This window comes from Nitratireductor sp. GCM10026969 (assembly GCF_042660605.1).
In the GTDB taxonomy this organism is placed as follows: Bacteria; Pseudomonadota; Alphaproteobacteria; order Rhizobiales; family Rhizobiaceae; genus Chelativorans.
Genome location: NZ_JBHSUM010000085.1, coordinates 1 through 12,266 on the forward strand (window position 1 = coordinate 1; position 12,266 = coordinate 12,266).

The 12,266-nt window shown below is 65.9% G+C and carries 15 protein-coding genes; 2 read left to right on the top strand and 13 right to left on the bottom strand.

The window, feature by feature from the left end; translation table 11 throughout:
* From ACFP9U_RS16190 to ACFP9U_RS16200, 3 genes are all read right to left on the bottom strand, one after another.
* Positions 1 to 1,117: L-aspartate oxidase (locus tag ACFP9U_RS16190; protein ID WP_378622981.1), on the bottom strand; the 1,117-nt coding region annotated here is incomplete at its 3' end.
* A complete protein-coding gene (gene nadA / locus ACFP9U_RS16195; protein WP_378622982.1) occupies positions 1,114 to 2,088 on the bottom strand; it encodes a quinolinate synthase NadA in 975 nt (324 codons plus the stop codon). The genes ACFP9U_RS16190 and nadA, both read right to left, overlap by 4 nt.
* A 65-nt stretch (positions 2,089 to 2,153) precedes the next feature.
* Positions 2,154 to 3,062 (bottom strand): NUDIX hydrolase, encoded by a 909-nt coding sequence (locus ACFP9U_RS16200; protein ID WP_378622985.1) that lies wholly within the window; start codon positions 3,060 to 3,062, stop codon positions 2,154 to 2,156.
* 227 nt (positions 3,063 to 3,289) lie between these two features.
* Here ACFP9U_RS16200 and ACFP9U_RS16205 point away from each other — a divergent pair, with 227 nt between their 5' ends.
* A complete protein-coding gene (locus ACFP9U_RS16205; RefSeq protein WP_378622986.1) occupies positions 3,290 to 4,522 on the top strand; it encodes an NAD(P)/FAD-dependent oxidoreductase in 1,233 nt (410 codons plus the stop codon).
* Positions 4,523 to 4,562: 40 nt separating this feature from the next.
* Here the strand turns inward: ACFP9U_RS16205 and ACFP9U_RS16210 are convergent, their stop codons facing one another.
* From ACFP9U_RS16210 to ACFP9U_RS16255, 10 genes are all read right to left on the bottom strand, one after another.
* On the bottom strand, positions 4,563 to 5,216 hold the full coding sequence (locus ACFP9U_RS16210; RefSeq protein WP_378622988.1) for a hypothetical protein: 654 nt from the start codon (positions 5,214 to 5,216) through the stop codon (positions 4,563 to 4,565).
* A 174-nt stretch (positions 5,217 to 5,390) separates the two neighbouring features.
* The gene (gene yacG / locus ACFP9U_RS16215) at positions 5,391 to 5,591 is read right to left on the bottom strand and encodes a DNA gyrase inhibitor YacG (protein WP_378622989.1); all 201 of its coding nucleotides are present in this window, start codon (positions 5,589 to 5,591) and stop codon (positions 5,391 to 5,393) included.
* A 3-nt stretch (positions 5,592 to 5,594) separates the two neighbouring features.
* Positions 5,595 to 6,224: a Maf-like protein gene (locus tag ACFP9U_RS16220; RefSeq protein WP_378622992.1), complete on the bottom strand. Its 630-nt coding sequence runs from the start codon at positions 6,222 to 6,224 to the stop codon at positions 5,595 to 5,597.
* Positions 6,225 to 6,257: 33 nt separating this feature from the next.
* Positions 6,258 to 6,476: a translation initiation factor IF-1 gene (gene infA / locus ACFP9U_RS16225; RefSeq protein ID WP_006200926.1), complete on the bottom strand. Its 219-nt coding sequence runs from the start codon at positions 6,474 to 6,476 to the stop codon at positions 6,258 to 6,260.
* Between the two features lie 128 nt (positions 6,477 to 6,604).
* A complete protein-coding gene (locus ACFP9U_RS16230) occupies positions 6,605 to 7,084 on the bottom strand; it encodes a low molecular weight phosphatase family protein (protein ID WP_378622995.1) in 480 nt (159 codons plus the stop codon).
* 34 nt (positions 7,085 to 7,118) lie between these two features.
* Complete coding sequence (locus ACFP9U_RS16235) at positions 7,119 to 7,604, bottom strand: UPF0262 family protein (protein ID WP_378622997.1); 486 nt, start codon at positions 7,602 to 7,604, stop codon at positions 7,119 to 7,121.
* A 7-nt stretch (positions 7,605 to 7,611) separates the two neighbouring features.
* Positions 7,612 to 8,904 (bottom strand): histidinol dehydrogenase, encoded by a 1,293-nt coding sequence (gene hisD / locus ACFP9U_RS16240; RefSeq protein ID WP_378622998.1) that lies wholly within the window; start codon positions 8,902 to 8,904, stop codon positions 7,612 to 7,614.
* 10 nt (positions 8,905 to 8,914) lie between these two features.
* On the bottom strand, positions 8,915 to 9,355 hold the full coding sequence (locus ACFP9U_RS16245; protein WP_378623010.1) for a DUF2948 family protein: 441 nt from the start codon (positions 9,353 to 9,355) through the stop codon (positions 8,915 to 8,917).
* Positions 9,356 to 9,424: 69 nt separating this feature from the next.
* Positions 9,425 to 10,714, bottom strand: coding sequence for a UDP-N-acetylglucosamine 1-carboxyvinyltransferase (gene murA / locus ACFP9U_RS16250; RefSeq protein ID WP_378623000.1), 1,290 nt, complete (start codon positions 10,712 to 10,714; stop codon positions 9,425 to 9,427).
* 106 nt (positions 10,715 to 10,820) lie between these two features.
* On the bottom strand, positions 10,821 to 10,994 hold the full coding sequence (locus ACFP9U_RS16255; protein ID WP_378623002.1) for a hypothetical protein: 174 nt from the start codon (positions 10,992 to 10,994) through the stop codon (positions 10,821 to 10,823).
* A gap of 412 nt (positions 10,995 to 11,406) precedes the next feature.
* Here ACFP9U_RS16255 and ACFP9U_RS16260 point away from each other — a divergent pair.
* A partial coding sequence (locus tag ACFP9U_RS16260) for a BapA prefix-like domain-containing protein (protein WP_378623005.1) occupies positions 11,407 to 12,266 on the top strand: 860 nt, incomplete at its 3' end.

Sequence of the window (12,266 nt, forward strand, 5' to 3'; positions counted from 1 at the left end):
GCCGGTTGGCACCGTGCAGGCCGGTGCAGGCGGCCTCGCCGCAGGCCCAGAGCCCTTCGAGCGTGCTGCGGCCGTGAAGGTCCACGGCGATGCCGCCCATGTGGTAGTGCACCGCCGGCCGCACGGGGATCGGCTCCAAGGCGGGATCGAATCCGGCGGCCTTGCAGAGCGCGTCGATGCTGGGAAAGCGGGTGGCGAAGGCCGCGCCCGGCCGTCTTCGTGCGTCCAGAAAGACGCGATGGCCCCCGGCGAGATGGTTCCAGACGGCGCGGGCGACGATGTCGCGCGGCGCCAGTTCGGCACCGTCTACATTCTGTAGAAAGCGCCGACCCGTCTCGTCGATTAGTACCGCGCCGTCGCCGCGCACGGCTTCGCTGATGAGCCGCATCGGCCGGTCGGGTGCATCGAGCGCGGTCGGGTGAAACTGGATGAATTCGAGATCGGCGAGTTCGGCGCCCGCACGGGCGGCGAGCGCCAGCCCGTGCCCGAAGGAGCCCTGCGGCGTCGTGGCGTCAAGGAAGAGCCCGCCGATGCCGCCGGTGGCGATCACCACCCGGCCGGTGGCAAGGAAGGCGATCTCGGTTCCGCGGGCGAGCACGAGCCCCGTCACGCGGCTGTCCTCTGTGGTGAGCCGGCGCGCCTCCACGCCTTCCAGTACGGTGACCGATGGCGTCCGCCGGACCGCTTCCACGAGCGCGCGCACGATTTCCCGGCCGGACCCGTCACCGCCGGCGTGCAGAATCCGCCGCCTGCTATGGGCGGCTTCCAGGCCGAGGAGCGGTGCTCCGTCACTGCCGCAGTCGAAGCGCACGCCATGGTGCATCAGGCTCTCGATTGCCGCGGGCGCCGCCGTGACGACATGGCGGACGACCTCGGGGTCATTGAGCCCGTCGCCGGCCTTCATCGTGTCGGCATAGTGCAGCGCCGGACTGTCATCATCGCTGAGGCTTGCCGCGATGCCGCCCTGGGCGAGCATGCTCGACGATTCCTGCCCAAGCGGTGCCTTGGACAAGAGCACGACGGGTTCCGGCGCAAGCTCGAGCGCCGTCATCAGCCCCGCCAGCCCTGCCCCGATGATGACGGGCCGGCCTTCGAGCGCTCGGAGGTCAGGTGTCATATGGCGAGCATGCGCTCGACGGCTTGCCGGGCGCGGCCGGCGACCTGCGGGTCGATTTCCACCACGTAACGGTTTTCCTCCAGCGCAGTGCGGATATTGCCGAGCGTGATCCGCTTCATGTGCGGGCACAAATTGCACGGGCGGATGAATTCGACCTCGGGATGGTGTACCGCCACGTTGTCGCTCATGGAGCACTCGGTCATCAGCACCACGCGCTGCGGCTTCGCCTGGCCCACATAGTCCGACATGGCTGCCGTGGAGCCGGCGAAATCGGCCTCGGCGACCACCTCCGGCGGGCATTCGGGATGGGCCAGAACGCTTACGCCGGGGTGCGCTTCGCGCAGTTCGCGGATATCTGCGGGGGTGAAGCGCTCATGCACCTCGCAATGCCCTTTCCAGGCGATGATCTCGACGTCCGTCTCGGCGGCGATATTCTGCGCCAGATATTCGTCCGGCAGCATGATGACGCGCGGCACGCCGAGCGACTCGACTATCTGGCGCGCATTGCCCGACGTACAACAGATGTCGGACTCCGCTTTCACGGCGGCCGAGGTGTTCACATAGGTGACGACCGGCACGCCCGGATAGCGCGCCCGCATAAGCCGCACGTCCTCGGCGGTGATCGAATCGGCCAGCGAGCAGCCGGCGCCCGTGTCGGGGATCAGCACCGTCTTCTCCGGATTGAGGAGCTTTGCCGTTTCGGCCATGAAATGCACGCCGGCAAGAACGATCACCTCGGCTTCCGCTTCCACCGCCTTGCGCGCGAGGGCCAGGCTGTCGCCCACGATGTCCGCCACGCAGTGGAAGATCTCCGGCGTCTGATAGTTGTGGGCGAGGATGACCGCGTCACGCTTCTCCTTGAGGTCGAGAATGGCGTCGATATCCGCCGAGAACGCCGCCCATTCCATGGGAGGGACGACCTTGCGCACGCGGTCGTAGAGCGCTGCGGTGCGGCTGGGCATGTCGAGCATGGGATCCTCGCTTATGCTTAGTTTGAGCATATCTATGATATGCTTACATTGAGCATAAGGGGTCGTCAAGTCCGTGAAAGCGGCAACCGTGTTCCTGCGGCCGTACGCTCGGCCAGGATGGCGTGACGGAACCGGAACAGCTTGGCCGGCCGCCCGCCGGTGTCGGTGGCGGTCTCGCCGGTCTCCTCCACCAACTCCTGCTGCTCGATGAGGCGGCGGAAATTCTGCTTGTGCACCAGCCGGCCGGCCAGGGCCTCGACGGTCCGCTGGAGATGCAGGAGAGTGAATGACTCCGGCATCAGTTCGAAGACGACCGGGCGGTACTTGATCTTGGTGCGCAGGCGGGCAATGCCGGTGGCGAGGATGCGGCGGTGGTCGGCATCCATGGCCCTGCCGGGAACGAGTTCCTGATCGGAAGAAGCCGGGTGCTTGCGCGTGGCCTCCTTCACCAGCCCGGCTCCGAAAAGCAATTCGTAGCGCTGCAGCACCAGTTCCTCGTTCCATTCCCTGCCTTCCGTGCCGAAGGCGACGGCCACGCGCTGGCGCCGCGCATCTTTGTCCGCCTTGCCGGGTGCGGCCGCGATCCATGCCGCAAGCCGCGGCAGGATGGTGTCCGTGAGAACGGCGGGCGGGCCGTCGCGGTGATCCTCCCAGGGAAAGTAGTGATACCAGCTTCTCCAGCCGCTCGAAAAAAGCGGCTGCTCCGCGCGCGTGAGCCCGAGATAGCTGATCGAGATCACCCGCTCGTCGCTTTCCTCGTCGAAGCGGTCGCGGTCGGCGAAGGTGTAGAGCTGTTCGATATAGCCGACCGGGTGCCCGGTCTGCTTCTCCACCCAGTCGCGCAGCCCCGCCTGCAAGGAGCGGTGTTCGAGCGCGAAGGGACCGGAGGGCAGCGCGCTGCCCGTCTGGATGGTCAGCACGGAAGGCGAACCTTCGAAGACCGCGACCAGCACCGCAATCAAGTCCACCTTCATGCCAAAGCCATTGTTTCCGTGTTCTCTAAGCGCCCGGAGCCGGGAGAAGATGGACCGCCCCCTTGCGTTGGTCAACGCGACATCACCACAGCCGGCGCGCCGTTCCCGAACAAAGGGATTGATCTTCCCGTCCTTCCTGGACGAAGTGGAACGCGGAAGGCGGGCGCTGAAGCCGCATTGCATGCGCTCGTGCCGTAATGCACGTTCGGGCGATTGTCGAGGACAGGATGACTGAGAAGCGGATTGTGATCGTCGGCGCGGGGCAGGCCGGTCTTGAAACCGCGACGGCGCTCAGACAGCGCGGCTTCGAGGGACAGGTGACCATCGTCGGCGAGGAGGAGCACGAACCTTACCAGCGTCCGCCTCTGTCCAAGGATTTTCTGAAGAGCGGCGGCAGCACCTCGACCGGCGTGTTCCTGCGGGCGCCGTCCTTCTTCACGGAGAAGCGGATCGACCTGCGGCTCGGCGCGCGCGCAGAGCGCATCGACCGCGAAGAGCACCGGCTGATCCTGCAGGGCGGCGAGGCGCTTTCCTACGATCATCTGGTTCTGGCGACCGGGGCCACCAACCGCCGCTTGCCCGTTCCGGGCCTCGATCATCCGGACGTGCTGGAACTGCGCGGGCTCGACCACGCCCGGCGGCTGCTCGACCGCTTGCCCCGATTCGGCCATGTCTGCATCATCGGTGGCGGTTTCATCGGACTCGAGATCGCCAGCTTCCTGCGCGAGAAGGACGTGGCGGTCACCGTGGTGGAAGCGACGGCGCGCCTGATGGGGCGCGTCGTGTCCAGGCAGATGTCGCGGTTCTTCCGCGATTTTCACGAACGGTCGGGCGTCGCGTTCCGCTTCGAGGCGCCGGTGACGGAGATCGCTCACGGCGCGCAAGGCTCTACGGTGCGGCTGTCCGACGGCGGGGTCGTCGAGGCGGATGCGGTGCTGCTTGCCGCCGGCGTTGTGCCCGACGACGCGCTCGCCCGCGCTGCGGGCCTGGTGGTGGACGACGGTATCGTGGTGGACGAGCTGCTTCTCACCAGCGACCCCGCTATCTCCGCCATCGGCGACTGCGCGGCGCATCCCAGCCGGTTCGCGACGGGGCGCGTCCGGCTGGAATCGGTCCAGAACGCGCTCGACCAGGCAAAGTGCGTGGCGGCGCGGCTAACCGGTGCGCCGCACCCTTATGACAGCGTTCCCTGGTTCTGGTCGACGCAAGGCACGGCGCGCCTGCAGATCGCCGGTCTCGCGACGGACGCCGACGAGGACATTCCGCGCGGCGATCCGGCGAGCGGCAGATTTTCCATCTACCGCTACAAGGGCGAGGCGCTTCGCGCCGTCGAAACGGTCAACAATCCCGGTGAGCACATGCTGGCACGCCGGTTGATCGCGGCAGGTGTGCCGGTTGCCAGGGAACAGGTGCGCGATCCCGATTTCGACCTGAAGAGGCTGCTGCCGAAGGTGGCTTGAGCGGGCCTGAATTATAGGCCCGCTCCATCGCCGATCAGCATCACTGGGCCGTGTCTTCCTCGACCGCATCGGCATCGGCCGCGGAGCCCTCCGCCGTGTCGGCACCTGCCGTGGAATCCGCATCGGCATTGGCCTCTGCGTCCGCCGCAGCCGGCTCGGTGTCGCCGCCGGTGACCTCCTGGAGCTTGTCCCCGAGCGAATCGAGCTGTTCGCCGACTGCGTCCTTTGCCGAATCGATCGCCGAATTCACCGAGTTCCCCTCGGTATCGGTGGCGCCGCCGGTCGCGTCGTGGATCGCATCCTTGACCGAGTCCAGCGTATCGCCGGCCTCCTGCTTGGCGTTGTCCAGAAGGGAACCGGCCGCATCCTCCGACGTGCCGGTCTCCTCCTGCGCCTCAGTTGCCGTATCCGTGACCTCGTCGGTAGCCGAGCCCGATTCCGCCTCTGTCGTGTCCTCGTCTGCAGCGCCGGCCGTGTCGGATTCTCCGGCGCTTTCGGCGGCCGGCTCGTCGGTTTCGGCGCTCTCGTTCAGCGCCTCGGCTTCCACCTCTTCCGCGCCTTCATCAGCGGCCCCAGGCGCGGTCTGCTCCTGTTGGTTCTCCGTGGCCTCGGATGCGCTTTCATCCTCGGAACCGCAACCTGCCACGGCAAGCAGGGCGAGAACCGACGCGGCGGCAATCAGCTTGGAACGCATTTGAAATCCCTCTCTGCAAATTGAACCGGGTTCGGGTGGGGGCTGAATGCGGCGAAGGCAAGGCTGATCGCCAATATTCCACAAGGAGAGGGCATTCGTTTCATAAAAATATGATAGTTATAGATACGAATCTGAAGTTTATGAAAAAATACAGACCAAATACAAGTCGCCTGATTATTGCACTGGCGGCTCGTCTTCTTCATCATCCGGTCGGCCCGGGATGACATAGGTGCCCGAAAGCCACCGATTGAGGTCGATATCCTTGCAACGCTTGGAGCAGAACGGATAGAACTCGCGCGCGGACGGCTTGCCGCACTCCGGGCATGGCCTTCTGGGCCTGAGTGGCGTGACCTTTTCGGGAGTGTCGCTCGGCATCGCTCAGACGCTGTTTCCTGCGAGCCAGTTGAAATGCACCTTGTAGCCGTCGGCGGTCAAGAGGCTGACGGTCTCGTAAAGCGGCAGCCCCACCACGTTGGAATAGGAGCCGACAAGCTTGACGACGAAGGTGCCGGCCAGGCCCTGGATGGCATAGCCGCCCGCCTTGCCGCGCCATTCGCCCGAGGCGAGATAGCTTTCCAGCTCCTCGCGCGAAAGGCGTTTGAACCGCACGCGCGTCTCCACAAGCCGATGGCGCAGCTTGCCCGCCGGGGTGAAAAGGCAGATGCCGGTATAGACCCGGTGCGCACGGCCCGACAAGAGGCGCAGGCAGTTCGATGCCTCGTCCGCATATTCCGCCTTCGGCAGGATACGCCGGCCCACGGCGACCACCGTGTCGGCGGCCAGCACGAACGACTCCTCCGCCTGGCCGTCCTTCTTCAGCCGCTCGAGCGCCTTCTCCGCCTTGGCCCGTGAAAGCCGCTTGGCGAGCGAGCGCGGGTGCTCGGCCTTCTGCGGTGTCTCGTCGATCTCGGCGGGGATAAGCCGGTCGGGCTCGATGCCTGCCTGCTGCAGAAGCGCCACACGCCGTGGAGAGCCGGAGGCAAGAACGAGTTTCTTGAGTGCGCTCATCGCCCTTCCCGTCGCGGCGGCGGCTTCAGCCGGCTATTTGAAACGGTAGGTGATACGACCCTTCGTCAGGTCGTAGGGCGTCATCTCCACCAGCACCTTGTCACCGGTCAGCACGCGGATGCGGTTCTTGCGCATCCGGCCCGCCGTGTGTGCGATGATTTCGTGCTCGTTTTCCAGCTTGACGCGAAACATGGCGTTGGGCAGCAACTCCGTGACCACGCCTGGAAATTCCAGAACCTCTTCCTTCGGCATCCGATACCTTCTTCATGACAGCTACGGCCAACCGCGCCCGGATCTTCTCGTGAACGCGCAAGGAGACCCACGACTGGTTGGGATTGGCGCGGAACCTATCCCATTCGCCCGCTGGTATGCAAGCTTGTTCAAGGCACGTTCTGCGCCGCCCTCTGCGCGCCGAAACGACCGGCGATCTGCCGGGCCAATCCGTCGCGGACGTCGCGGTAGGCCGACAGGATCTGTTCGCGCGTCCCCTCCACCACGGAAGGATCGAGCGTCGGCCAATACTCCACGTCAACCGCCATGGTGCGCGTCAGTTCCAGTGCCCGGTGGTGTGCCTCCGGCGCCAGGGTGACGATCAGATCGAAATAGGTGTCCTCCAGGTCTTCCAGCGTGCGCGGCTGCCGCTCGCCGAGCGACAGCCCGCTTTCGGCCAGCACCGCGTCGACGAAGGGATCACGCACCCCGGCGCGCACGCCGGCCGAGGCGACGAAAACCGATCCGGGAAGAACTTGGCGGGCCAGCAGTTCGGCCATGGGCGAGCGGATGGCGTTGCGGCCGCACAGAAACAGCACCGAGCCGGGCCCGGTACGCTCGCCGTTCAGTTTGTGCGGCTCCGTGCTCACGGGTCCCGCCAAAAGGTGCGGTCGGACATCGCCGTCACCCCCGCCAATGCAGCACGCACACGAGAGTGAACAGGCGCCGCGCGGTGTCGAAATCGACCTCGATCTTGCCCGCCATTCGGTCCATCAGCGTCTGCGATCCTTCGTTGTGGAGGCCGCGCCGGCCCATGTCGATCGCCTCGATCTGGCTCGGCGAGGCAGAGCGGATCGCCTCGTAATAGCTCTCGCAGATCAGGAAATAGTCCTTGACGATGCGCCGGAAGGGCGTGAGCGACAGGATGTGCGTGACAACGGCTTCGCCGCTCTCGCGTGTCACGTTGAGCACGAGGCGGGAATCGACGAGCGATATCTTCAGCCGGTACGGCCCGCCCGCCTCGTCGCCCACCGGCTGGAAGCTGTTTTCCTCCACCAGGTCGAAAATGGCGACGGCGCGCTCGTGTTCGATGTCCGGCGTGGCGCGGCCGACGGTCTCGTCGAGCTCGACATCGACCAGGCAACCCTTGCCGGAGGTTCGATCGGCCATGCCGCCCCTACATGTTCAACCGTATCGAAACAGACCGGCCGTGCGCCTCCAGGCCCTCCGCCTCGGCAAGCCTAACTGCTGCCGGTCCCAGTTCCCGCAGCTGCTCCGTATCCAGCCGCAGAATGGACATGCGCTTGAGGAAGTCCGTCACCGAAAGCCCGGAGGAGAAGCGCGCCGAGCGCGCCGTCGGCAGCACGTGGTTCGAGCCGCCGACATAGTCGCCGATCACCTCCGGCGTGTGTGCGCCGAGGAAGACGGCGCCGGCGTTGCGGATGCGGGCAAGAAGGCTTTCGGCCTCCGCCGTCGCAAGCTCCAGATGCTCCGGCGCGATGCGGTCGATGAGCCTCGGCGCTTCCTCCAGGCTCTCGACCAGGATCGTCGCGCCGAAGTCGCGCCAGCTGGCCGAGGCGATCTCGCCGCGCGACAACGTCTTCAACTGCCGCTCGACCGCCGCCTCCACCGCATCGGCGAAGGCCGGGGCATCGGTCAGCAGGATCGACTGCGCCGCCGTGTCGTGCTCGGCCTGGGCCAGGAGGTCGGCGGCGATCCAGTCGGGGTCGTTGCCGCTGTCGGCCACCACCAGAACTTCCGACGGTCCGGCGATCATGTCGATGCCGACCTGGCCGAAGACCTGGCGCTTGGCCGCCGCCACATAGGCGTTGCCGGGACCGACGATCTTGTCCACCGCCGGCACCGTTTCTGTACCGTAGGCGAGCGCGGCGATCGCCTGCGCACCGCCGATGCGGAAGATTTCGCCGACGCCGGCGATGTCGGCGGCCACCAGCACGAGCGGGTTCAGCGTGCCGTCGGGCGCCGGCACCACCATGGCGATCTGCTCCACGCCGGCCACTCGCGCGGGAACGGCGTTCATCAAAACCGAGCTTGGATAGCTCGCCAGCCCGCCCGGGACGTAGAGCCCGACTGCCGCAACCGGTGTCCAGCGCCAGCCGAGTTCGACCCCCAGCGGGTCCGTGTAGCGCAAATCGGCGGGCATCTGCCGGCCGTGGTGCGCCTCGATGCGTTCGCGGGCAAGCCTGAGCGCGGAGACCGTGTCCGCGTCGGTTTCGCCATAGGCCGCCTCGATTTCCCGGCGCGAGACACGCATGCCGGCCTTTTCCACGTCGAAGCGGTCGAAGCGCAGCGTGTAGTCGGCCACGGCCGCGTCACCCTCCACCCGCACGCGGGCGATGATGTCGCGCACCGTCTCGTCGACTTCCTGCGAGGCCTCGCGCTTGGTGGAAAGAAAGGCCGAGAAGCGGGCCTCGAAATCGGCGTCCGCGGTGGAAAGCCTGGTGGTCATCGCATTTCCCTCAAACGCCGTGGCGCGGACGCGCCGGTGTCTGCCAGGCCGCTTCCGTGTCGGCCAGCCGCGCCTCGATGCATTCTACATCCAGGGAGAGGACGGCCCCACCGGAGAAGATGAGTTTCACCGTGCCCGCCGGCGCTTCGCCCGGCACGAAATGAATGGCCAGCAGCGACAGTACGTCCTCCGGCTTCTGCCGGTCGATGCCGGTCGAGTGGACCGACAGCACCCGGTCGAAATGCAGCATGCTCAGGCGCCGCTCGTGCGGCCCTTTCCGGAAAAGACCGCGCTTTTCCTTCTCCCAGGCGAAGCGCCGCAACGGCAGGACGAAGCGCTTCTCCCGCTTCAGCAGCGTCAGGTCGCCGACCTTCATCACGGCGTCCTGGACATGCGCAGACAGAATCTGCAGGTCTTCCTCGTCGAGCGCGACCAGCTTCAGAAGGTCCATTTCCTTGACTCGCATTTCGTGCCGCCTGATGAGGGCCCGTGGGAAGCTTTCCGCGTCATCACCGCGAATTCAACCGGAAATGCGCTCGATCTCCGCGCCGCAGCCGGAGAGTTTCTCCTCCAACCGCTCGAAGCCGCGATCGAGGTGGTAGACGCGATTGACCTGCGTTTCGCCCTCCGCCGCCAGCCCGGCGATGACGAGCGAGACGGAGGCGCGCAGGTCCGTGGCCATCACCGGCGCTGCCTTGAGGCGCTCCACGCCTTCGACGATCGCCGTCTGACCCTCGAGCGATATGCGCGCGCCGAGGCGTGCTAATTCCTGCACGTGCATGAAGCGGTTCTCGAAGATGGTCTCGGTGATCCGTGAGCGGCCCTTGGCCATGGTCATCAGCGCCATGAACTGCGCCTGCAGGTCGGTGGGAAAGCCGGGAAAGGGCTGCGTTTCCACATCCACCGACGCGATGCCGGCCCCGTTGCGCCTGACCCGGATCCCGGAGTTGGTGCGGGTGATCTCGGTTCCCGTCTGCTCGATGACGGAGAGCGCCGATTCCAGAAGGTCCGCGCGCGCGCCCTCCAGAAGCACGTCGCCGCCCGTCATGGCCACGGCCAGCGCGTAGGTGCCCGTCTCGATGCGGTCGGGGATGATGCGGTGCCGGGCGCCCGAGAGCGAGGACACGCCGTCGATGGCGATGGTCGGCGTGCCGGCGCCGGAGATCTTCGCACCCATGGCATTGAGGCAGTCGGCCAGGTTCACCACCTCGGGCTCGCGCGCGGCGTTTTCCAGCACCGTGGTGCCGTCGGCGAGCGCTGCCGCCATCATGAGCACATGCGTGGCGCCGACGGAGACCTTCGGAAAACGGTGATGCGCGCCCTTGAGCCCGTTCTTCGTCCTGGCGACCGCATAGCCGCCTTCGATGTCGATCTGCGCGCCGAGCGCCCTCAGGCCGTCGATGAACAGGTCGACCGGACGCGTGCCGATGGCGCAGCCGCCGGGCAGAGAGACCCGCGCCTCTCCCATGCGCGCAAGAAGCGGGCCGATGACCCAGAAGCTCGCCCGCATCTTGGAAACCAGGTCGTAGGGTGCGGTGGTGTCGACGATCGAGCGCGCGGTGAAGTGGATCGTGCGCGAATAGCCCTTGTCCTGGTTCTCGCGCCGGCCGTTGACCGAATAGTCCACGCCGTGATTGCCGAGGATGCGGATAAGCTGCTCGACATCGGCCAGGTGCGGCACGTTTTCGAGCGTCAGCGTATCGTCCGTCAGGAGCGAGGCGATCATCAGCGGCAGCGCCGCGTTCTTGGCGCCGGAGACCGGAATCGTGCCGTTGAGCGCGCTGCCTCCGCGAATGCGTATGCGGTCCATGATCTCTTTTCCCCGGGCCCTGCCCGGCCTTGGTGTCGCAGGTTCGATTGTCCTAGAACAAGGCTGCTGCCGGTTCAAGCGGATGCGCCTCGCTCTACCAGCTCCTTCAGTCGCGCCGCTCCCGCCCGGCGGGCGGTATCCCTTCGTCGCGCCTGTCGACGTCTCCGGTCTGGCGCGAGCGTGCCTGCGCCTTGCGCCTGGCCAGATTGGCCCTGAGCTCGGCCGCCAGCCGCTTCTCGCGCTCGCTCTTGCCTTCGCTGCCTTTCTTACTCGCGGGCATGCACCATCTCCCTAAACTTCATACCGCCTGCGCGCCCCTTCGCGTGCGGCGTCTGCATGCCGCGATCCTATAGCACGGCGTGGGGACCGGCCATATGAGTACGCTGCCAGGCCGGGCTTGCCGAGGGGCGGCGCTGGGCACGAGCCAACTCCTGCACGCGCTGGTCCAATGGCTCGTAACATATAATAATGATATAGCATAGAATTTTTAAAGTAATTACGATCTGTATCTAGTTACTAATTCATACTGTTAATATGAAAAACTAAAATATTTATTTATCCATAGTAGTAAAACTCCATTTGCTCCTCTCTCTCGTCTGCGGCAGAAGCGCGCTGTTTTACGATGACAGACCGCATGAGCGGACGCAGCGCAGAAGACCAGCCGATGGCGCGGGAATAAAAGGAAGATCACGATGAACGTAGAAGCGAAGATTCTCGATACGAACGCGACGAACGCCACCACAATGCGCTTAAGCGGCAACGCTTCCGCGGTGAACGTGGACCATGCCTCACGGGTCGAATTGAATCTCACGGCCAACCAGATCGCCTGCTACGAGCGGGACGGCGACGACCTCGTCATCGTCCTGAACACCGGAGAGCGCGTTTACCTGAAGGGCTATTTCGATGAACAGGGAGACGGGACCCCGGCGCTCTGGCTTCTCGACGTCGATGTTTCCTATGGCAACACCGCACATCCGTCCGCGGGTGATGGTGCCGCTCGTTCGAGCTCCGGCAGCGAGTCGCCCAGCCAGGTTCATGTGACGCTCACGGACGACGGCAGCGGCAGTGGTTGCCTCGTGCCGGCCTACGCCGGAGTCGCTGCTGCCGGCGCTGGCGGAGGATTAGGTGCGCTGGGTCTTCTGCCCCTTGCCGCCGCCGGGCTGGCCAGTATCGGGGTTGCTGTGGCCAGTGACGACAACTCCGACGGTGGGTCCCATGGTGCCGGCAACGGGAACGGCAAAATTTTTGGTGGCGACGATGGCGGCGGCGACGGAAACGGCGGCGGTGACGGTGACGGAGATGGCGACGGCGACGGGGATGGCGACGGCGACGGAGATGGCGACGGTGACGGCGGCGGTGACGGTGACGGCGACGGAAACGGCGGCGGTGACGGTGACGGAGATGGCGACGGCGACGGGGATGGCGACGGGGACGGCGACGGAGATGGCGACGGCGATGGAGACGGCGACGACACAACCGCGCCGAAGGCGCCGACGATCACGGTCGACGACGGCGACGGCGACGGGAAGCCGGAGGCCAGCGGCAAGGCCGA

Coding starts and splice junctions, on each gene's coding strand:
- nadA (WP_378622982.1), bottom strand. CDS start 2,088: ATGCTCGACATGCCCAGCCGCACCGCAGCGCTCTACGACCGCGTGCGC.
- ACFP9U_RS16200 (WP_378622985.1), bottom strand. CDS start 3,062: ATGAAGGTGGACTTGATTGCGGTGCTGGTCGCGGTCTTCGAAGGTTCG.
- ACFP9U_RS16205 (WP_378622986.1), top strand. CDS start 3,290: ATGACTGAGAAGCGGATTGTGATCGTCGGCGCGGGGCAGGCCGGTCTT.
- ACFP9U_RS16210 (WP_378622988.1), bottom strand. CDS start 5,216: ATGCGTTCCAAGCTGATTGCCGCCGCGTCGGTTCTCGCCCTGCTTGCC.
- yacG (WP_378622989.1), bottom strand. CDS start 5,591: ATGCCGAGCGACACTCCCGAAAAGGTCACGCCACTCAGGCCCAGAAGG.
- ACFP9U_RS16220 (WP_378622992.1), bottom strand. CDS start 6,224: ATGAGCGCACTCAAGAAACTCGTTCTTGCCTCCGGCTCTCCACGGCGT.
- infA (WP_006200926.1), bottom strand. CDS start 6,476: ATGCCGAAGGAAGAGGTTCTGGAATTTCCAGGCGTGGTCACGGAGTTG.
- ACFP9U_RS16235 (WP_378622997.1), bottom strand. CDS start 7,604: ATGGCCGATCGAACCTCCGGCAAGGGTTGCCTGGTCGATGTCGAGCTC.
- hisD (WP_378622998.1), bottom strand. CDS start 8,904: ATGACCACCAGGCTTTCCACCGCGGACGCCGATTTCGAGGCCCGCTTC.
- ACFP9U_RS16245 (WP_378623010.1), bottom strand. CDS start 9,355: ATGGACCTTCTGAAGCTGGTCGCGCTCGACGAGGAAGACCTGCAGATT.
- murA (WP_378623000.1), bottom strand. CDS start 10,714: ATGGACCGCATACGCATTCGCGGAGGCAGCGCGCTCAACGGCACGATT.
- ACFP9U_RS16255 (WP_378623002.1), bottom strand. CDS start 10,994: ATGCCCGCGAGTAAGAAAGGCAGCGAAGGCAAGAGCGAGCGCGAGAAG.